At 59.9% G+C, this 18758-nt stretch carries 15 protein-coding genes; 11 read left to right on the forward strand and 4 right to left on the reverse strand.

Annotated elements, in window-relative coordinates; all coding sequences use genetic code 11:
• Positions 1-140 precede the first annotated feature (140 nt).
• Positions 141-2420 (reverse strand): NADP-dependent malic enzyme, encoded by a 2280-nt coding sequence (locus HCO70_RS13275; RefSeq protein ID WP_371742215.1) that lies wholly within the window; start codon positions 2418-2420, stop codon positions 141-143.
• A 416-nt stretch (positions 2421-2836) separates the two neighbouring features.
• On the opposite strand from HCO70_RS13275, the gene HCO70_RS13280 reads away from it, so the two are divergent.
• The 6 genes from HCO70_RS13280 (at position 2837) to HCO70_RS13305 (ending at position 8492) form a co-directional block, all read left to right on the forward strand.
• The gene (locus HCO70_RS13280; protein WP_172296876.1) at positions 2837-3229 is read left to right on the forward strand and encodes a cytidine deaminase; all 393 of its coding nucleotides are present in this window, start codon (positions 2837-2839) and stop codon (positions 3227-3229) included.
• Positions 3230-3232: 3 nt separating this feature from the next.
• Entirely contained in the window at positions 3233-4540 is a 1308-nt protein-coding gene (locus HCO70_RS13285) for a thymidine phosphorylase (RefSeq protein ID WP_172296878.1), read from the forward strand.
• A complete protein-coding gene (locus HCO70_RS13290; RefSeq protein ID WP_172296880.1) occupies positions 4540-5736 on the forward strand; it encodes a phosphopentomutase in 1197 nt (398 codons plus the stop codon). The genes HCO70_RS13285 and HCO70_RS13290 overlap by 1 nt, the downstream gene beginning before the upstream one ends.
• Positions 5733-6725, forward strand: a complete 993-nt coding sequence (locus HCO70_RS13295) for an adenosine deaminase (protein ID WP_172296882.1) — start codon at positions 5733-5735, stop codon at positions 6723-6725. The genes HCO70_RS13290 and HCO70_RS13295 overlap by 4 nt, the downstream gene beginning before the upstream one ends.
• Positions 6718-7350, forward strand: coding sequence for a uracil phosphoribosyltransferase (gene upp / locus HCO70_RS13300; protein WP_172296884.1), 633 nt, complete (start codon positions 6718-6720; stop codon positions 7348-7350). Before HCO70_RS13295 ends, upp begins: the two co-directional genes overlap by 8 nt.
• A 71-nt stretch (positions 7351-7421) precedes the next feature.
• A complete protein-coding gene (locus HCO70_RS13305; RefSeq protein ID WP_172296886.1) occupies positions 7422-8492 on the forward strand; it encodes an SPOR domain-containing protein in 1071 nt (356 codons plus the stop codon).
• 60 nt (positions 8493-8552) lie between these two features.
• Here HCO70_RS13305 and HCO70_RS13310 read toward each other — a convergent pair whose 3' ends face one another.
• On the reverse strand, positions 8553-9368 hold the full coding sequence (locus HCO70_RS13310) for a hypothetical protein (protein WP_253913274.1): 816 nt from the start codon (positions 9366-9368) through the stop codon (positions 8553-8555).
• 15 nt (positions 9369-9383) lie between these two features.
• On the reverse strand, positions 9384-10901 hold the full coding sequence (locus tag HCO70_RS13315; RefSeq protein ID WP_172297421.1) for a malonyl-CoA synthase: 1518 nt from the start codon (positions 10899-10901) through the stop codon (positions 9384-9386).
• Positions 10902-11147: 246 nt separating this feature from the next.
• On the opposite strand from HCO70_RS13315, the gene HCO70_RS13320 reads away from it, so the two are divergent.
• A complete protein-coding gene (locus tag HCO70_RS13320) occupies positions 11148-12773 on the forward strand; it encodes a long-chain-fatty-acid--CoA ligase (RefSeq protein WP_172296890.1) in 1626 nt (541 codons plus the stop codon).
• Here the strand turns inward: HCO70_RS13320 and HCO70_RS13325 are convergent.
• On the reverse strand, positions 12770-13423 hold the full coding sequence (locus HCO70_RS13325) for a GntR family transcriptional regulator (RefSeq protein ID WP_172296892.1): 654 nt from the start codon (positions 13421-13423) through the stop codon (positions 12770-12772). The genes HCO70_RS13320 and HCO70_RS13325 overlap by 4 nt on opposite strands.
• Before the next feature lie 184 nt (positions 13424-13607).
• Here HCO70_RS13325 and HCO70_RS13330 point away from each other — a divergent pair, with 184 nt between their 5' ends.
• The 4 genes from HCO70_RS13330 to HCO70_RS13345 all read left to right on the forward strand — a co-directional run bounded on the left by HCO70_RS13330 (position 13608) and on the right by HCO70_RS13345 (position 18754).
• Positions 13608-14630: a TRAP transporter substrate-binding protein gene (locus tag HCO70_RS13330; protein WP_172296894.1), complete on the forward strand. Its 1023-nt coding sequence runs from the start codon at positions 13608-13610 to the stop codon at positions 14628-14630.
• Between the two features lie 96 nt (positions 14631-14726).
• Positions 14727-15548 carry a TRAP transporter small permease subunit gene (locus HCO70_RS13335; protein ID WP_172296896.1) on the forward strand — a complete coding sequence of 274 codons (822 nt, stop codon included), beginning with the start codon at positions 14727-14729 and terminating at the stop codon, positions 15546-15548.
• Positions 15541-17136 carry a TRAP transporter large permease subunit gene (locus HCO70_RS13340; RefSeq protein WP_172296898.1) on the forward strand — a complete coding sequence of 532 codons (1596 nt, stop codon included), beginning with the start codon at positions 15541-15543 and terminating at the stop codon, positions 17134-17136. Before HCO70_RS13335 ends, HCO70_RS13340 begins: the two co-directional genes overlap by 8 nt.
• A 109-nt stretch (positions 17137-17245) precedes the next feature.
• The gene (locus HCO70_RS13345; protein WP_172296900.1) at positions 17246-18754 is read left to right on the forward strand and encodes a UxaA family hydrolase; all 1509 of its coding nucleotides are present in this window, start codon (positions 17246-17248) and stop codon (positions 18752-18754) included.
• Positions 18755-18758: the final 4 nt, after the last annotated feature.

Raw genomic sequence — 18758 nt, forward strand, 5'->3', positions numbered from 1 at the left:
CGAAAGATGGCCCCCACGAAGCAGATAGGGTGAAGATGGCGCGACCGAAAGCTACCGATTTCGGCAGGTAACCTTTTGCATAGGAACGAAAAATTCAGAGCCGATCGAACCGTTCCAGTGACGCGACGGCAGTTGCCGTGCTATCCGTAATGCGCCACTGGCGTGCCTGCTATGGCGGACATGTTCAACAGTCCGCGGGCGGTGATCGAAGGGGTCACGACATGGGCGCGGTTGCCCATGCCCATGAGAATCGGTCCAACCTCCAGCCCGTTCGCCTTCATCTTGAGAACGTTGCGCACACCGCTCGCCGCGTCGGAGGACGAGAAGATCAGCACATTGGCTGCTCCGTCGAAGCGGCTGCCCGGAAGGAGGCGGTCGCGGAGTTCCTGATCCAGCGCTGAATCGACATGCATTTCGCCGTCGAAGGCAAAGTCGGCCTGATACTCCTCCAGAAGCTCCAGCGCGCGGCGCATTCGGCGGCCGCTTTCACTGTCGAGATTGCCGAATTGCGAATGCGAACACAGTGCGATCTTGGGTTCGACGCCGAAGCGGCGAACATGGCGAGCGGCGCCAATCGCGGTTTCAGCGATCTCTTCGGCCGAGGGCGTCTGATGTACTTGCGTGTCAGCAATGAACAGCGGGCCGTCCTCGAGGATCATCAGCGAGAGCGCGCCGACCGGGTGCAGGTGCCGGGTCGCCAGCACCTGGCGGATGTAATTCAGGTGCCAGCCATACTGGCCGAATGTACCGCAGATCATGCTGTCGGCCTCGCCCCGATGCACCATGACGGTGCCGATGGCCGTAGTGTTCGTGCGCATTATCGCGCGGGCGAGATCCGGCGTTACACCTCGGCGAGCCATGATCTGGTGATAGGTCTCCCAGTATTCGCGGTAGCGCGGGTCGTTCTCGGGATTGACCAGGTCGAAGTCTCTGCCGGGGCGGATCGAAAGGCCCGCACGCTCGCAGCGGGTTTCCACCACCTCGGGCCGGCCGATCAGAATGGGTGTATCGGTGGTTTCCTCGATCATCGCATTGGCGGCGCGGAGCACGCGTTCGTCCTCTCCTTCGGCGAAGACGATATTGCGCTTAGCGGTTGCAGCAGCCTGAAAAACCGGGCGCATGATCAGGGCGGATCGGAAGACCGACCCGTCGAGGCGGCTTTTGTATGCATTAAGGTCTTCGAGTGGACGGGTTGCCACTCCTGACGCCATTGCTGCCTTTGCCACGGCAGAGGCGACAACGCCGATCAGTCGGGGGTCGAAGGGTTTCGGGATCAGGTAGTCGGCCCCAAAGGTAAGTTGCTCGCCCTGATAGGCTGCAGCGGCCTCGGCGCTCGTCGTGGCCCGGGCCAGCGCGGCGATTCCTTCAATGCAGGCGATCTGCATCTCGTCGTTGATCTCGGTCGCGCCTACATCCAGCGCGCCGCGGAATATGAAAGGGAAACAGAGGACGTTGTTGACCTGGTTCGGGTAGTCGCTGCGTCCGGTGGCAATGATCGCGTCCGGTTTGGCTTCACGCGCCAACTCGGGCAGAATTTCGGGCGTCGGGTTGGCGAGGGCAAATACGATAGGTCGGTCGGCCATCTTCGCAACCATCTCTGGCTGCAGCACCCTTGGTCCGGAGAGGCCCAGGAACATGTCCGCGCCGCCAATCACGTCATCCAGCGTCTTCGCTCCGCCAGGCTGGGCATAGGCCGCCTTTTGCGGGTTCATGTCCACGTCACGGCCCTCGTGGACCAAGCCGTGGATGTCGCAGAGCCAGACGTTTTCGCGTTTCACGCCCAGCTTCAGCAGCATGTTCAGGCAGGCAATCCCTGCTGCCCCGCCGCCGGTCGAGACGATCTTGATATCCTCGACTGACTTGCCGGCGACACGCAACGCATTGGTGGCCGCCGCTCCCACCACAATGGCTGTTCCGTGCTGATCGTCGTGGAAGACGGGGATATTCATTCGCTCACGGCACAGCTTTTCCACGATGAAGCAATCCGGCGCCTTAATGTCTTCAAGGTTGATTGCGCCGAAGGTCGGCTCGAGTGCGCAGATGATATCGGCCAGTTTTTCCGGATCGGGTTCATTCAGCTCGATGTCGAAGCAGTCGATATTCGAGAACTTCTTGAACAGGACCGCCTTGCCTTCCATCACGGGTTTCGAGGCGAGCCCCCCGATGTTCCCCAGGCCCAGCACGGCCGAACCGTTCGAAACGACGGCAACGAGGTTTCCGCGCGCGGTATACCGGCTCGCAGTTTGCGGATCTGCCTTGATTTCAAGGCAAGCTTCGGCAACGCCGGGGGAATAGGCAAGCGACAGATCGCGCCCATTAGCCAATGGCTTGGTGGCGCGAACCTCTAGTTTCCCAGGCTTTGGATTCTCGTGGTATGACAGTGCGTTCTGGCGGAACGCATCGCTGTGTTGTTCTGACACGGCCTCTTCCCCGTAACGGCTTCGAGGCTTCCTTACCCAGATTTCCAGTTGGCCGAAACGGGGTGAATACGCCGCAATGCAGCAAGCGTTTGAACGAACTTTGCTGATAGCGTTGTTGGGTGTTGCCCTCATCGGCTACTGCAGCGGTCAGGTTGCCGGAGAACGACGCGTCAGTTTCTTCCGCCAGTTTTTCAGCTTCACAGATTGCTTGTTGGTCATCAGTTCGTCGATTCAACGGTTTAGATAACCGCGGTCATCCGGGCGACTGCTACTGCATGAGGCCGTGCTACATAGCGTGAACCAACTCTGGCCATCGTCAGAGTCGTACTCCGCCGGATCATGTTGCTCTCGGTGCTTCTGGTCTTGCGCTTCGACCTCCGCCGCAGCAGGCTGGTCCGAAACGGAAAGGCCCGCCCATGTCGTTGCTGGAAGATGCCGCAAAGGTTCGCGAAAACGCTTATGCCCCGTATTCCGGTTTCAAGGTCGGCGCGGCGCTGCGGACACTCTCGGGCAATGTCTATACTGGTTGCAATGTCGAGAACGCGGCCTATCCGGAAGGCACCTGCGCCGAGGCCGGAGCCATCGCTGCGATGGTTGCCGCAGGAGAGACCGAGATCGCAGAGCTATCGGTTATCGCCGATAGTTCCGAACCAGTAGCGCCCTGTGGTGGTTGCCGCCAGAAGATTGCGGAATTTGCCAAGCAGGACGTGGTAGTTACACTGGCTACGACTTCTGGCCTAACCCAGGGTATTACCGTGCGTGACCTGCTGCCGGGTGCATTCAACGCCGCCGCGATGGACAAGGGCTGAACCGTGGACGCGCGCGGCATCCTCGCGCGGTTGCGCCGGGGCGAACCCCTGACAGACGAAGACATTTCGTGGTTCGCAGAGGGCCTGGCCACAGGTGCGGTCGAAGATGCGCAGGCCGGCGCATTCGCGATGGCTTTGTGCCTGCAGCCGCGGACCGAACAAGAACGCGTGGCATTGACACTCGCGATGCGAGACAGTGGTCACGTGCTAGACTGGGATTTGCCCGGACCTGTGCTCGACAAGCATTCTACCGGCGGAATTGGGGATTGCGTCTCGCTTCTGTTGGCCCCTGCGATGGCAGCGCTTGGCACCTTCGTGCCAATGGTCTCGGGCCGTGGACTTGGCCACACAGGCGGCACACTCGACAAGCTGGAAGCGATTCCGGGGCTCAGCACCGAGATGTCCGAGGCCAAGTTTCGCGCGATTGCCGAAGAGGCCGGCTGCGCTATCGTCGCCGCTTCGGCGGATACCGCCCCCGCCGACCGCCGGCTTTATGCGGTGCGCGATGTTACTTCGACAGTGGAGTCAATTGATCTCATCACTGCCTCGATCCTGTCAAAAAAGCTGGCGGCCGGATTGGAGGCGTTGGTCCTGGACGTCAAGGTCGGCTCAGGCGCATTCATGAAGTCGATGGCGGAAGCCGAGGCGTTGGCCGAGGCACTGGTTTCCACCGCCAATGGTGCCGGCTGCGCTGCCTCGGCATTGATCACCGACATGAACCAGCCCTGTGTTCCCGCGGTTGGCAACGCGCTGGAAATTATCGAGGTAATGGAGGCGCTGGCTGGGGGCGATACCGCCAATCTGATCTGCGACCTGACAGCCGATCTTGGTGGCGAGATGCTTCGCCTGGCTGATATGGCCGAGACCCGCGCCGAAGGGGCCGAGATGGTGCTGCAGGCCATCGGCACCGGGGCCGCCGCCGAACGGTTCGGCCGGATGATTACCGCGATGGGCGGACCGGCTGATTTCGTTGATCGATGGCGTGACAGGTTGCCTTCCGCTCCTGTCTTTGCAACCGTTCCGGCGCCGGAGACCGGTTTTCTTGTCGGGGTCGATGGCGAGGCGCTGGGAAATGCAGTTGTTCGCTTGGGCGGTGGGCGGATGATCTCCGGTGATCGTATCGATCCGTCTGTCGGCCTCTCAGACATCGCGATGCTGGGTGATCCTGTGGATGCGGGTGCGCCGCTGGCCGTAGTCCATGCCGCAAACGAAGATGACGCGGCAGAGGCCATCTCCGCGCTTGCGTCCGCGTTTTCCATTGGTGAAGAGGTGCCTGATCTCCCACCCACGGTCTACAGGAGTGTACCCTGATGCCGCGTGCCTTCCTCATAGTCCTGGACTCCGTCGGCTGCGGCGGCGCGCCGGACGCGGCGGATTTTGGCGACGAGGGATCGAACACGTTGGCTCATATCGCACAGTGCTGCGCTGAGGGAAGAGCGGAAGAAGGTCGGACCGGATCGTTAACACTACCAAATCTGGATGCCCTCGGCCTCGGTGCGGCGATCCGGCTCGCCAGCGGCGCGGAAACGCCCGGGCTCGACGCGACGCCGCAAGGTCTTTGGGGGGCCGCGACAGAGGTATCGCCGGGCAAGGATACGCCGTCCGGACATTGGGAACTGGCGGGAGTACCAGTGCCTTGGGACTGGCACTATTTCCCCGACATCCAGCCCTGTTTTCCAGAAGACCTGGTCGCCAAAGTCTGCAATATCGCCGCAACTGACGGCATCCTCGGCAATTGTCATGCGTCCGGCACTGCCATCGTGGCCGAACTTGGGGCTGACCACATCCGCACCGGCTGGCCGATCTGCTACACTTCCGCCGACAGCGTCTTCCAGATAGCCGCGCATGAGGAACATTTTGGCCTCGAACGCCTTCTCTACCTCTGCAAGCGCCTCGCGCCCACGCTCCACGCGATGAAGGTCGGTCGGGTCATCGCCCGGCCTTTCGTCGGGACAGAGGCCGACGGGTTCACCCGCACCACCAACCGCAAGGACTACGCCATCGCGCCACCCAGCCCGACGATCTGCGACTGGGTGCAGGACGCGGGCGGCCGAGTTCAGGCTGTGGGTAAGATCGGGGACATTTTCTCGATGCAGGGCATCGACGAGGTCCGCAAGGGCGCCGATCTTGCCCTCTTCGAACATCTTTGCGATTTCGCCGCCGAAGGCCCCGACTGTTCCTTTACCTTCGCGAACTTCGTCGAATTCGACAGCCTCTACGGCCACCGCCGCGACGTGTCCGGCTATGCGCGCGCGCTGGAGTGGTTTGACGCCGCGCTGCCACGCTTCCTGGGGTACCTGAAAGCCGGCGACCTCGCGCTCTTCACCGCCGACCACGGAAACGATCCCACCTGGGCCGGAACCGACCATACCCGCGAACGGGTGCCCGTGGTGGGTCATGGCCTCGGCCAGCGCGACATCAGCCAGGTGGCCTTTGCCGACGTCGCCGCCTCCATCGCCGCGCATCTCGGCATCCCCGCCCACGGCCCCGGGAGGTCATTCCTGTGAGCCTGAAGGACCTGCCGAAAGTCGAACTTCACCTGCATCTCGAAGGCGCCGCGCCGCCTGCTTTCATTGCCGGGTTGGCGAAAGAGAAGAACCTGGACATCTCCGGCATCTTCAAGCCCGCCGGTACCTATGATTATGTGGATTTTTGGCATTTTCTCGAAATCTACGAGGCTGCCACATCGACGCTGCACTCCCCCGAGGACTATCACCGCCTTACACTCGCCGTGCTCGAGGAAAGCGCTGCAAACGGAGTAATCTATTCGGAAACCTTCCTCAGCCCCGACTTTTGCGGCGGCCGCGATTTGGCGGCTTGGCGCGAGTATCTCGCGGCGATCCGTGAAGCGGCGGACGAGGCAGAGCGGACAATGGGTATCACCCTGCGGGGCATCGTTACCTGCATCCGGCACTTCGGACCCGAAAAGGCGAAAGAAACCGCGCTATGCGCGGCCGAGACGGCGGGCGATTGGCTGGTGGGTTTCGGCATGGCAGGCGACGAACTGAAAGGAAAGCCCGGCGATTTCGCCTACAGCTTCGACATGGCGCGCGAGGCCGGGCTCGGCATCACCGTCCATGCCGGCGAGTGGGGCGGCGCTGACAGTGTGCGCAATACGCTGAGCGATCTGCGGCCTTCGCGCATTGGTCACGGCGTCCGCGCGATTGAGGACCCGGGCCTTGTGGATAAACTTGCTGAGGAAGGCATCGTGCTGGAGGTTTGCCCCGGTTCGAACGTCTTTCTTGGCGTGTACCCGAATTGGTCCGATCACCCTATTCAGAAGCTACGGGAGCGAGGCGTGAAGGTCACTGTCTCCACCGACGATCCACCGTTTTTTCACACCACGATGGCGCGTGAGTATGACCGACTGGCCGAGACTTTCGGTTGGGAAGAGGGCGATTTCGGTGCACTGGCGACGGACGCCATCAACGCTGCCTTCTGCGACGAAAACACCCGCACGCGGATACTCAAGCAACTGGAGCCTGCCGATGTATGACCACCTGACGATCGTTCGCCATCCGCTGGTACAACACAAACTGACTATCATGCGCGACAAGGACACATCGACGAAATCATTTCGGCAACTCCTGCGCGAGATAAGTCTTTTGCTCGCCTATGAAATCACGCGCGAGATGCCAATGACGACCAAACGCATCGAAACGCCTCTCACCGAAATGGACGCACCGGTCATCGAAGGTAAGAAGATGGCCCTGATTTCGATCCTACGGGCCGGAAACGGCTTGCTCGACGGCGTGCTCGAACTGATTCCGGCGGCTCGTGTTGGTTTTGTGGGGCTCTATCGGGACGAGAAAACACTCCAACCAGTACAATACTACTTCAAGGTTCCCGACGGTCTCGACGAACGACTTGTCATCGCGGTCGATCCGATGCTTGCCACTGGCAACAGCTCCGCCGCCGCCGTCGACCTGCTGAAACAAGCAGGTGCAAAGGATATACGCTTTCTCTGTCTGCTCGCTGCGCCGGAAGGTGTCGCGCGAATGAAGGAGGCGCATCCGGACGTGCCCATCGTCACCGCTGCTCTGGATGAGAAGCTGAATGAGAAAGGCTATATTGTGCCGGGTCTAGGCGATGCCGGGGACCGGATGTTCGGCACGAAATAGCCGGTTGCGCCTCTTTACCGGCGGATGCTTCTGATGCATCCTGCCGAAGGATAAATTGCGTTGAGGACCAGATGATTATGCGATTTCGGACGATTCCGGCCGGTGTCATATGCCTGGCGCTCTTGGCGGGAGGCTCCACTGCACAAACAGCTGGCGTCGCTGATGGCCCGGTGGAAACTCCGCCGGCGGATTTCGACGGTACTCAATATGTCGATAGCCGCGGGTGCGTCTTCGTGCGCGCAGGCTACAATGGTGCCACGGCTTGGGTGCCACGATTGACCAGTGAGCGAGAGGCGCTTTGTGGTCTCGATCCGACGATGCCGGCAACGGAGCATGCTTATGCTGGTGCCGTGACGTCGCCGGATCTGACGGCATCGTCGCTCTTGCCAGAACAGCAGCTTTTCACACTTCCTGAACCGGAGGTTGTGAACCTGCCCGTCTCACCGGCTGTCGTTTCGGCGCCGGTTGCGGCGCGACCGGCCAATTTTGTGTTTTCAACTCGTGGGACTCTCACCACCGCTTGCCCGAGCCTCTCGTCGAAGGCGCAGGGCTGGGTGAAGAGCCACGGCCTCATTGTCGTCTGCTTGCCGGCAGACGCCCTAGTCGCCGATCGGCGCGGAGATGGATCCAACGTTATTCATGTGCCGAAGCCCTTTCCGCTCCGTCCACCCGCAGGATGGGAGTTTGCATTCGAAGACGACCGACTGAATCCATATCGTGGTCATCGCACCTATGAAGGGCTGATGGCGATGCGCGGCATTTGGACGACCGACATACCGCGCGAATTGCGCATGGGAGGTGGTTCGAACTATCGCGTCGTTGCCGCCACGCGTGCGTCTGACGGTACTTACGTTTTGGCGACGAAGGGCATTGAGCCCGCCACGCCAGTAACAGCGCCTGTCACGGTTGCGTCGGCAAAGCGCTACGTGAGGGTCGGGCTGTTTTCTACGGAAAGCGCTGCGCGCAAAGCCGCCAGCCATCTTAAAGGTCTGGGCCTGCCACTGCGTTTGGCGACGGTTTCGAAATCCAGCGGCGATTACAGAGTGCTGCTGGCTGGGCCCTTCGGTTCCACCGAAGAGCTTCAGAGCGGCCTGTCCGCAGTACAGGATGCGGGCTACACCAAGGCGACCGCGCGGGACTGATCTGAATAGTCCGTCGGATGTCGAAGGCTGTCACGGAGATTGCTCCGTACATTCCGCGTGTCACGCCCGAGAATAACGCATGTAGGCGAAACGTTTTCCGTCGGGCGCCCAGCAAGGCACATTGATCGAACCTTGACCGCCATGAAAAGCCGCGGCTGTCCGAGGTGGGCCGCCCTCTGACGGCATGACCCTAAGTTCGACATCCTCGCTGCGCGGGTGGCCGGTCACATGCGACCGATATGCTAGATATAGCACGTGCCGCCCATCCGGCGAAGGATGCGGGAACCAGTTCACCCGCTCGTCGTCAGTCATTCGCTGTAGAGCACTTCCATCCGAGTGCATCCGCCACAACTCCGGTAACCCGCCATGGTGATCGGAGTTGAACCAGATCCAATCACCGCCCGGCGTGTAATCCGGTCCGTCGCGGTGTCCGGGTCCCTCGGTGAGTTGCGTCTCCTCGCCGCCCTCGACCGGAATCGTGAAAATCTGGAAAACACCGTCTCGCCTTGCGGTATAAGCCAACCGAGCGCCGTCCGGCGACCAGCCGTGCCAATAGGATGGCACGTTTTCCGTCACGCGCATCGGCTCGCCACCAGTAATGGGCAGGGTATAGATGCAGGACTCCCCGGGTGCCGCATTGTCGCTTATCGCGAGCATCGTGCCGTCCGGCGATATGCCATGGTCATTGTTGCAATGCGTGCAGGCGCGCGTGTCGATGCGCTGTAGCTCGGTGCCGTCCAGATCCAACCGGTACATCAGCCCGCCGCCGTTCACTATCAGGAATGTTCCGCACGGCGACCAGTTCGGCGCTTCGATCAGATCGTCTGTTTCATAGGCGACGACTTCTTCGCCGCTGTCGATATCGTGCAGGACCAACGTACTCTGCATCAATCAGGCTCCCTTGAAGACGTGGGCAAACTGCTCGCGAAGAGTGCTTTTTTGCACTTTTCCCATAGTATTGCGCGGCAACTCTTCAACGACGGCGTAGCAACGCGGCTGCTTGAACCCGGCGAGAGTTTCACGCAACGCATCGGCGATACAGGAGGTTTCAAGCGTGGTGTCAGCCTCAGGCACCAGAACCGCGACGACGCTCTCGCCGAAATCCGAATGCGGCGCGCCGATCACGGCGCTTTCTTTCACACCGGGTAGGGCATCGATCAACAGTTCAATTTCCTTCGGATAGACATTGAAGCCGCCAGAGATGATCAAGTCTTTGCCGCGTCCGACGATCTGTACATAGCCGTCAGCGTCCATCAATCCCAGGTCGCCGGTAATGAAGAAGCCATTCTCGCGCAGCTCTTCCTTCGTCTTTTCCGGCATCTGCCAGTAGCCCTTGAAGACGTTGGGTCCGCGCACTTCGATCATGCCGATTTCGCCGGGCGCCAATTCCTCGCCGGTATCCGGGTCGGTTACCTTCAGGTCCACACCAGGAAGCGGATAGCCAACGGTGCCCGCGCGGCGGTCGCCATCATATGGGTTCGACGTGTTCATGTTCGTCTCGGTCATCCCATATCGTTCCAGGATGCGGTGCCCGGTGCGTTCCTCGAACAAGCGGTGAGTTTCGGCCAGAAGCGGAGCCGAGCCGGAGATGAACAGTCGCATGCCTTTGACCAAATCCCGGTCGAAACGTGGATCGTCCAGCAGCCGGGTGTAGAAAGTCGGAACGCCCATCATCGAGGTGGCACGGGGCAGGGCGGCGATTACCGCGTCCATGTCGAACTTCGGCAGGAAGAGCATCGAGCCGCCGGCTAGTAAAGTGATGTTCGTAGCCACGAACAGGCCATGCGTGTGAAAGATGGGTAGGGCGTTCAGCAAAATGTCTTTGTCTGTAAACTTCCAGTAATCCCGCAGCGCTTCTGCGTTGGAGAGCAAGTTCGCCTGTGTCAGCATAGCCCCCTTGGAGCGTCCGGTCGTGCCCGATGTGTAAAGGAACGCGGCAAGATCATCGGCATTTCGATCAACCGTCACGAAGGTTTCCGGCTGTCCCTCGGCCTTTTTCGTGAACGATCCGGAGCCGTTCGCGTCGAGCGTCATCAGTGCCGCATCATTGGTTGCCGCTATGGGCGCGAGCAGGGCTTCGGCTGAGCTGTCGCATAGCACCAGTTTCGCGCCGGAATTGCTGACGAAGTACTCGACCTCGGCCGGTGTGTAGGCGGTGTTCAGCGGTAGAAAGATGATGCCAGATTGCACGCATGCGGCGTAGACCGCGAGGTTCTCTGGCGACTTGGCGATCTGCACGGCCAACCGGTCGCCTGGATTCAGCCCAGCAGCGGACATCACATGGGCATAGCGCGCGGCCTGGCGTTGAAAAGCGTCATGAGTGACAGTGCGGCCATCCGGCATTTGTAGAAACACGGTTTGCGCGCCGGAGTACCGTCCGAACATCGTGTCGTAGAGCGGGTTAGCCATGAATCCTCCCGGGGCGTTTTGCCGCGAAGGTATCGGGCAAAGCCGGGCTGAGTGCAACGGAACGCGGATAAAGACCTCGGTTCTCGCGATCGAAGAGATGACCCATGCAAGCGACGATGCCGGAACCCTAGCGGAACGGCAGGCGCCGACCTCCAATAACAATCGGCCGAAACATTCTGTGTTGCAACGCGTTGTCGCAACAGGAAACATACCGCCAGGGAGAACGAATTTCGGAGGAGGCACGCTATGCTTGGCCAGATGATGAACCGTCCGCTAAGAGTTGCGGATATCCTCAGCTATGCCGAAGATATCCACGGTGACGAGGGAGTTATCTCGTCAACCGTGGAGGGAGGGATACATCGCGAGACCTATCGCGAGATGGCTGCGCGGTCGCGCCAACTGGCCAAGGCACTATTTTCGATCGGAATCCGGGAAGGTGATCGTGTGGCGACGCTGGCCTGGAATGGATTCCGACACATGGAACTATATTACGGTATTCCTGGCATTGGCGGGATCTGCCACACGCTCAACCCGCGGCTGCCGGCGGAACAGCTGATCTTCATCGTCAACCACGCTGAGGACAGGGCGCTGTTCCTGGATTTGACCTTTGTTCCCGCGGTAGAGAAGCTTGCGGCGCATTTTCCGAAGGGCATGCTCTATATTATCATGACTGACCGGGCACATATGCCGGACACCTCGCTGCCCGGCGCGTTATGCTATGAAGAGCTGCTGGCGGCGGAGGATGACGGATACGAATGGCCGGATCTTCCCGAGGATACCGCAGCCGGGCTTTGCTATACCTCGGGCACTACCGGAAACCCTAAAGGCACTCTCTACACTCACCGCAGCCAGGTCCTGCATGCCTTCATGGTATGCGTAGCAACGCAGGACGCGATGCATACCGGCCGCCGAATTCTCCCAGTGGTGCCGCTGTTTCACGCAAACGCCTGGGGTCTTGCCCACGCGACTCCGCTGGCTGGTGCGTCTCTGATCATGCCGGGACCTCATCTGGACGGCGCGTCTTTATTTGATCTGATGGAGGCGGAGAACGTGTTCTCCGCGTGGGGCGTTCCAACAGTCTGGCTAGGGCTCATGGCCGAAATCAACAAACGTGGCCGCCTGCCTGAGGGCTTCGGCGAGGTGGTGATTGGGGGATCTGCCGCTGCGCCCTCGTTGATCGAAGCATTCGAGGAAAAGGGTGTCGACGTGATCCACGCGTGGGGCATGACCGAGATGTCGCCGATCGGCACCTTGACCAAGCTTGAGCCGAACATGCAGGCTCTGCCGCTGGAGGAACGCCTTAAATTGAAATCCTACCAGGGCCGCCGCGCATTCGGCGTCGAGATGAAGATCGTGGACGAGGATGGAACCCGACAGCGGCACGATGGCAAGGCAGTCGGAGAATTGTTTGTGCGCGGATACAATGTCATGTCCGGCTATTACCGTAGCGAAGAAAGCGCCTTAGATGCCGAGGGCTGGTTCGGAACAGGTGATGTGGCTGCGATCAGGCCGGACGGTTTTCTCTGTATCACGGACCGGACAAAGGACCTGATCAAGTCGGGCGGCGAGTGGATCAGTTCGATAGACGTGGAGAATCTCGCGCTCGCTCATGAACAGATCGCAAATTGCGCCGTGATTGCCGTCCCACATCCGAAATGGGGCGAGCGCCCGGTGCTTGTGGCGGTACCTGCCGATGGATGCACACCTGACACCGGCGACGTGCTACGCCATCTCGGTGAGCACCTGGCAAAATGGCAGTTGCCTGATGACGTGATTTACGTGGACTCGCTTCCGCTGACGGCGACCGGCAAGGTGTCGAAGCTGACGCTCCGCCAGGAATATGCCGATCACAAATTACCGGGAATGGACTAGGCCGCCGCCGCGTTCGCCAGCAGATTTCGCGACAGGTGATCTCGGATCGCTGATCGGCAGGCTGAAGCGTCCCGGTCAAGGGCAGCTTCCAGTATCCGCTGATGCTCGGCGACATTGCTGCCGTGATGACTGTAGCCGCGTTCGGGCGTAATGATCTGTTGGCGGAACATCGAATAGACATTGCGAAATGTCTGTTGCAGGATCGGCAGTTCCGCCGCCCCCATCAGCGACAAATGATATTCCAGTTCGGCGGCGTTCCATGGCCGCAGCAGCGCCGGTATGTCGTCGGTCCGCGCAATCCGCGCCTCGATATGCGACAGCTTGTGATGCGCCGCGGTCATCTGCGCCTCCCATTCGATGCCACCATTGGCAATTGAGCGTGTGACTCCTTGTTGTTCGAGCAGGATACGGAATTCAGTCAGTTCGTGGAGCCGCTGGTCCGATGAGGCAGCGACACGAAATCCTCGCTGATCCTCGTATTCCAGCAGCCCAACCGCAGACAGTCGCAGCATGATCTCGCGGACGGTGTTCGGGGAGACCTTGAACTCTTCGGCCAGCAGGGCGGGTCGCAGTTTCTCGCCAAGACGATAATGCGCCATTGTCAGTCGATCATGCAGGATCGTCATCAGTTCTGGGGTCTGGGGTTTCACTCAGCCGGTCCTGTGTAAATGGTTGAACATTCTTAGACATTAATTTTGACAAAGCCAAGAAATTTCAAAATTTTGCGGAATGAAGAATTTCTGTTGGCGGGTCTGTGATCGGTTGTTACAAATGATTTGCGTTGGCGCAGAAGGGGGGAGGACCCGGACGCGCAGGACCAAAGGGAGGACTACAATGAAGACTATTCTGAAGGCGGCATTCGCCGCCGGAGCGGTTGCGCTTGCCGGCAGCACGGCTATCGCGCAAACCACCAATCTGCGGATCCAGACTCACTACGCGCCCGAAACTGTCTCGGGTAAGCTGGCTGCGGAATTTGCTGACAACGTGCAAACTATGTCGGGTGGCGATATCGCCATCGAGATGTTCTATTCGTCGCCAGTCGTTGCGACGGTGGAAACTTTCGACGCGGCGGCGAACGGAATTCTCGACTGCGACATGACCGGTGGTGGATACCAGACCGGTAAAAACCCCGCGTTCCAGTTCGTTGGCGACATCATGGGTGGATACGCCACACCATACCAGCAGCTTTCATGGCTGTACTACGGCGGTGGCCTCGACGCGGCACAGGAGTTGTACAACCAGTACGGCATGCAACTGGTCGGATGGTGGGTCTATGGGCAGGAATCTCTTGCCTCGACCAAGCCGATCCGCAATGCCGAAGACTTCAAGGATTGGAAGTTCCGCTCGCCCCCGGGTATGGAAACCAAGATCTTCGAAAAGCTCGGCGCGTCGCCGATCGTGATGGACTTCACCGAGATCTTCACCGCGCTTGAAACAGGTATCATTGACGGCGCCGACGCCTCGGGCATTGCCAACAACATGGGCATGGGTCTTTACGATATCGCCGGGCACGCAAACTTCCCGGGCTTCCATTCGATGCCCTCGGATCACCTCGCGTGCAACAAAGCCGTTTGGGACGCGATGCCGGAAGAGCACCGCCGCATCATGTCGGTGGCCATGGAAGCGTTGGCTCTGCGCACCGCACTGACCTTTGAAAAAGCTAATGCCGAAGCGGTGGCCCAACTCAAAGAGCAGGGCATCGAGATCCACACCTGGTCCGACGACGACCTGCAGGCGTTCCGCGACGCCGCTCAGGCGACTTGGCCGGAGTTTGCCTCCTCGCCGGAAGCCGAGGCGTTGGTCGAAAGCCATATGGCCTACCTCAGGCAGCTCGGCCTCGTGTCCGAGATGAACTGAGGCGGGCGGTTGTCCTGACCTACACGATGTCGGCGAGCCCGTTAATGGGCTCGCCGTTTTCGACACCGCGGAAAACGCGGGGACCGGGAGGCATCCATGGAACATGATAGCGTCTGGCTCGGACCGCTTCGCGGGCCGGTCCGTTGGGCGATGATCGGATGTAGTGCGCTGACACTCTTGCTTTGCAGCTACCTGATTCTCGGGCAAATACTCGGATACAGCGACGCCGGCATGTACGAGATGATCCGGCCCAAAAACAAACCGCTGATAACGGCGACCCTTATAGCGTTGACACTGTCGCTGTTGCTTACGTCCATTTACCTTTCCGACCGCCGCGGCTCGATAGAAATCGAGCCCACGGGCCCCTTCGACATTCTGTCACTGATCTGCGGACGGCTGGCCATGATCGGGATCCTGCTGACCGTCCTTGTCATGTTCTACGAGGTGGTCGCGCGGTACATCTTTGAAAAACCGACGCTCTGGGCGAACGAGTTATCGCTCTGGATCGCTGGTTTCATCTTCCTGCTCGCCGGGCTCTACGCCATGCAGCAGCGCAGCCATATCCGCATCTATGTGATCTACGACATCATGCCCCGCTGGATGCAGAAGTTGGCCGACTGCCTGACAGTGCTGTTCATCTGGATCTTCACAATCTGCATGATCTGGGGCGGCTATAACGAGGCGCGCGACAAGATATTTCGGATGGAGACATTCGGCACCGCCTGGGATCCGCCACTCCCGTCGACCATGAAAGTAGGCATCCTGGTGATCATCTCGCTAGTGTCCATCCAGGCGCTTTCCAACCTGATCGCCGACTGGAACAAGGAGCCCGACCATCACTCGCCGCTCGACGAGATAGACGAAACCGAGATCGAGAACATCAAGGCCACGCTGGGCGAGGAGCCGAAGAATGGTTGATATCGGCACCCTTAGCTTGATCCTGCTGCTGGCAATGTTCGCGTTGCTCGCCATCGGTATGCCTTTGGGTTTTGCCTCGGCTTTTCTGGCGGTGATGACGTTGGTGATGAAATTCGGGCCGGAGCTACTGTTCTCGAATTTCGGACGCGGTCCCCTCGCGGTCCTGGGGCAATCCGTTTACCGCCAGATGACGAATTACTCGCTCATCTCGGTCCCGCTTTTCATTTTCATGGCCGCTTTGCTTGAACGCTCAGGTATCGCGCGCGACATGTACCAGTCACTGAACGCCTGGCTTAGCCGCGTTCGCGGCGGAATCGCCGTGGTTACGTCGATTATGGCGGTCATCATGGCCGCGATGTCCGGGATCATTGGCGGCGAAGTGGTACTTCTTGGCCTGATCGCGCTGCCGCAGATGCTGCGGCTGGGTTACAACCAGAATTTGGCAATCGGGACGATCTGCGCCTCCGGTTCGCTTGGTACGATGATCCCGCCCTCGATCGTGTTGATCTTCTATGGCTTGGTCACGGAAACCTCGATCAAAGCGCTGTTCACAGCGTCATTCCTGCCGGGTTTCATGCTGGCGTCTTTCTTCATCATCTACATCCTGATCGTAACCCGAGTGAGCCCGGAAAAAGCGCCGTTGCCGGAGCCCAACCCCGACGATCCCACGGCAGGCGCGAAGTTCCTGATGTTCATTGCGTGGCTCACTCGATTTGCCGCATGGGTAGCGCTGGCATTCATTGTCCTGCTGCTCGTGACTTCGCTGGTGAGCGGCGCCAAGCTGGATGACGATGGGCTGACAGCGTGGCAGGCAAACTGGCCGACAATACTGAAACTCATCGTTGTTGTAGTTGTCGGTTTCGTCGTCCAGTTCCTGTTCGGCGCCGAACGTTCCCGCGAAGGCTGGAACCGCGGCAAGGGCCTCAACGCGCCTTTCATCGTCGTCGGCACCGTGCTTGGCTCGATATACGGCGGTATCACCGGCATCACCGAGGCCGCCGCGATGGGCGCGATCGCCGTGTTCGTGATCGGGCTTGTCCGGAAAGAAATGACGTTCGAGATCGTCTGGGACAGCGTAATGCGCACTCTCAAGTCGACCGGGACCATCATTTGGGTCACCATCGGCGCCGCGTCCCTTGCTGCCGCCTACACCCTGGCGGGCGGTCCACGTTTCGTCGCTGAACTGATCGTCGGCGCCGAGATGCCGACCATGTCGATCATCTTGGTAATGATGCTCATCTTTCTGATAATGGGCATGTTCATGGATTGGGTCGGCATAGTGTTACTGATCATGCCGGTCTTCCTGCCCATCGTCCTGAAATTGCCGGTAGAGGAACTGGGCTTCCTCGGCACACTTGAACCCAAGAACGTCGCGATCTGGTTCGGAGTGGTGTTCTGTATGAACATGCAGGTCAGTTTCCTGTCGCCTCCGTTTGGCCCAGCCGCCTTCTATCTGAAGTCGGTTGCGCCGCCGAACATCTCGCTGACGGATATCTTCAAGGGCTTCCTTCCATTCATCTGCATCCAGATCCTCGCGCTCTCGGTCCTCCTGATCTGGCCGCCAATCGTGGAACTGCTGCTCGACTAGGCCGGCAGCCGCGGGGGCTGGAACTTCCCCGTCCCGGCGCGCTAGATATTGTTGACACCTCGATGTCACGGCACGGCGCGGGAATGCGCCTCACCCAAGAGGTTTGAACATGGACTACGTACGCCTTGACCCATCTGACAACGTCGTAACCGCAACCCGCGCGTTGGGGGCAGGTGTGACAGTGGAAGACGTCACAACTACCGGCCTGATCCCCTCCGGCCACAAGATCGCTACCCGCGCGATTGCCAAGGGCGAGCCGGTGCGAAAATACGCTCAACTCATCGGGTTGGCGCATGAAGACATCTCCGCGGGAGACCACGTCCATACCCAGAACCTCGATTTCGTCGGCACGGATGTGGATTACGAGTTCGGCACCGATCAGCGCCCCGTCGCCATGTTGGCCGAGGCGGATCGCGATACCTTCATGGGCTACCGCCGCGCGAACGGCTCGGCCGGCACCCGGAACTACATCGCCATCGTCACCTCGGTGAACTGCTCCGCAACAGCTGCCCGCCGCATTGCCGACTATTTCACCCCCGACATTCTCGCCGACTATCCGAATGTCGACGGCGTCGTCGCCTTCGTCCACGGCACCGGCTGTGGCATGGCTGGCGATGGCGAGGGTTTCGAGGCGCTCCAGCGTGTCATGTGGGGGTATGCCCGACATCCGAACCACGCCGGTGTTCTGATGGTAGGTCTGGGCTGCGAGATGAACCAGATCGACTGGCTGCTTGAAGCGTACGGTCTGAAGCAGGGCCCGACTTTCCAGGTGATGAACATTCAGGGTGTCGCGGGCCTGCGTAAGACCATCGAACTTGGCATTAAGAAGGTCGAGGCGATGCTCCCCATCGCCAACGATGCCCGCCGAGAGCCTTGCCCCGCCTCTGATCTTAAGGTCGCCCTGCAATGCGGCGGCTCCGACGCCTGGTCCGGCATTACGGCCAATCCCGCTCTTGGCTACGCTTGCGATCTCCTCGCGGCGCAGGGCGGCACGGGAGTTCTTGCGGAGACACCCGAAATCTACGGCGCAGAACACCTTCTGACCCGCCGCTCCGTGTCTCGGGAAGTCGGCAAAAAACTGGTGGGTATGATCCAATGGTGGGAGGACTACACCGCCCGAAACATGGGATCGATGGATAACAACCCGTCGCCGGGAAACAAGAAGGGCGGTTTGACCACGATTCTGGAAAAGTCACTTGGAGCAGCGGCCAAGGGCGGCACCTCGCCGCTGATGGGTGTTTACAAATATGCTGAGCCGGTTACCGCGAAAGGATTTACTTTCATGGATTCCCCCGGCTACGACCCCGCCTCTGTCACCGGACAGATCGCCGGCGGCTGTAATATGGTCGTTTTCACTACCGGCCGTGGGTCCGCATTCGGGTCGAAGCCGGCACCAACGATCAAGGTAGCGACTAACACCGAGATGTACGGCCGTATGATCGACGACATGGATATCAATGCGGGCGCAATGCTGACTGACGGCGTTTCTCTGGAGGAGAAAGGCCGGGAGATCTACCGCAAGATACTGGCAGTTGCTTCTGGCGAGGTATCCAAGTCCGAGGCGCAGGGCCTTGGTGACTACGAATTCGTGCCTTGGCAAATTGGCGCGGTGATGTAGTCCG

Source organism: Pseudoruegeria sp. HB172150, from assembly GCF_013184805.1.
In the GTDB taxonomy this organism is placed as follows: domain Bacteria; phylum Pseudomonadota; class Alphaproteobacteria; order Rhodobacterales; family Rhodobacteraceae; genus Psychromarinibacter.

Excerpts from the sequence above, each read along its gene's own strand:
- HCO70_RS13280 (WP_172296876.1), top strand. The coding sequence starts at position 2,837 with ATGTCGTTGCTGGAAGATGCCGCAAAGGTTCGCGAAAACGCTTATGCC.
- HCO70_RS13290 (WP_172296880.1), top strand. The coding sequence starts at position 4,540 with ATGCCGCGTGCCTTCCTCATAGTCCTGGACTCCGTCGGCTGCGGCGGC.
- upp (WP_172296884.1), top strand. The coding sequence starts at position 6,718 with ATGTATGACCACCTGACGATCGTTCGCCATCCGCTGGTACAACACAAA.
- HCO70_RS13305 (WP_172296886.1), top strand. The coding sequence starts at position 7,422 with ATGATTATGCGATTTCGGACGATTCCGGCCGGTGTCATATGCCTGGCG.
- HCO70_RS13315 (WP_172297421.1), bottom strand. The coding sequence starts at position 10,901 with ATGGCTAACCCGCTCTACGACACGATGTTCGGACGGTACTCCGGCGCG.
- HCO70_RS13320 (WP_172296890.1), top strand. The coding sequence starts at position 11,148 with ATGCTTGGCCAGATGATGAACCGTCCGCTAAGAGTTGCGGATATCCTC.
- HCO70_RS13330 (WP_172296894.1), top strand. The coding sequence starts at position 13,608 with ATGAAGACTATTCTGAAGGCGGCATTCGCCGCCGGAGCGGTTGCGCTT.
- HCO70_RS13335 (WP_172296896.1), top strand. The coding sequence starts at position 14,727 with ATGGAACATGATAGCGTCTGGCTCGGACCGCTTCGCGGGCCGGTCCGT.
- HCO70_RS13340 (WP_172296898.1), top strand. The coding sequence starts at position 15,541 with ATGGTTGATATCGGCACCCTTAGCTTGATCCTGCTGCTGGCAATGTTC.
- HCO70_RS13345 (WP_172296900.1), top strand. The coding sequence starts at position 17,246 with ATGGACTACGTACGCCTTGACCCATCTGACAACGTCGTAACCGCAACC.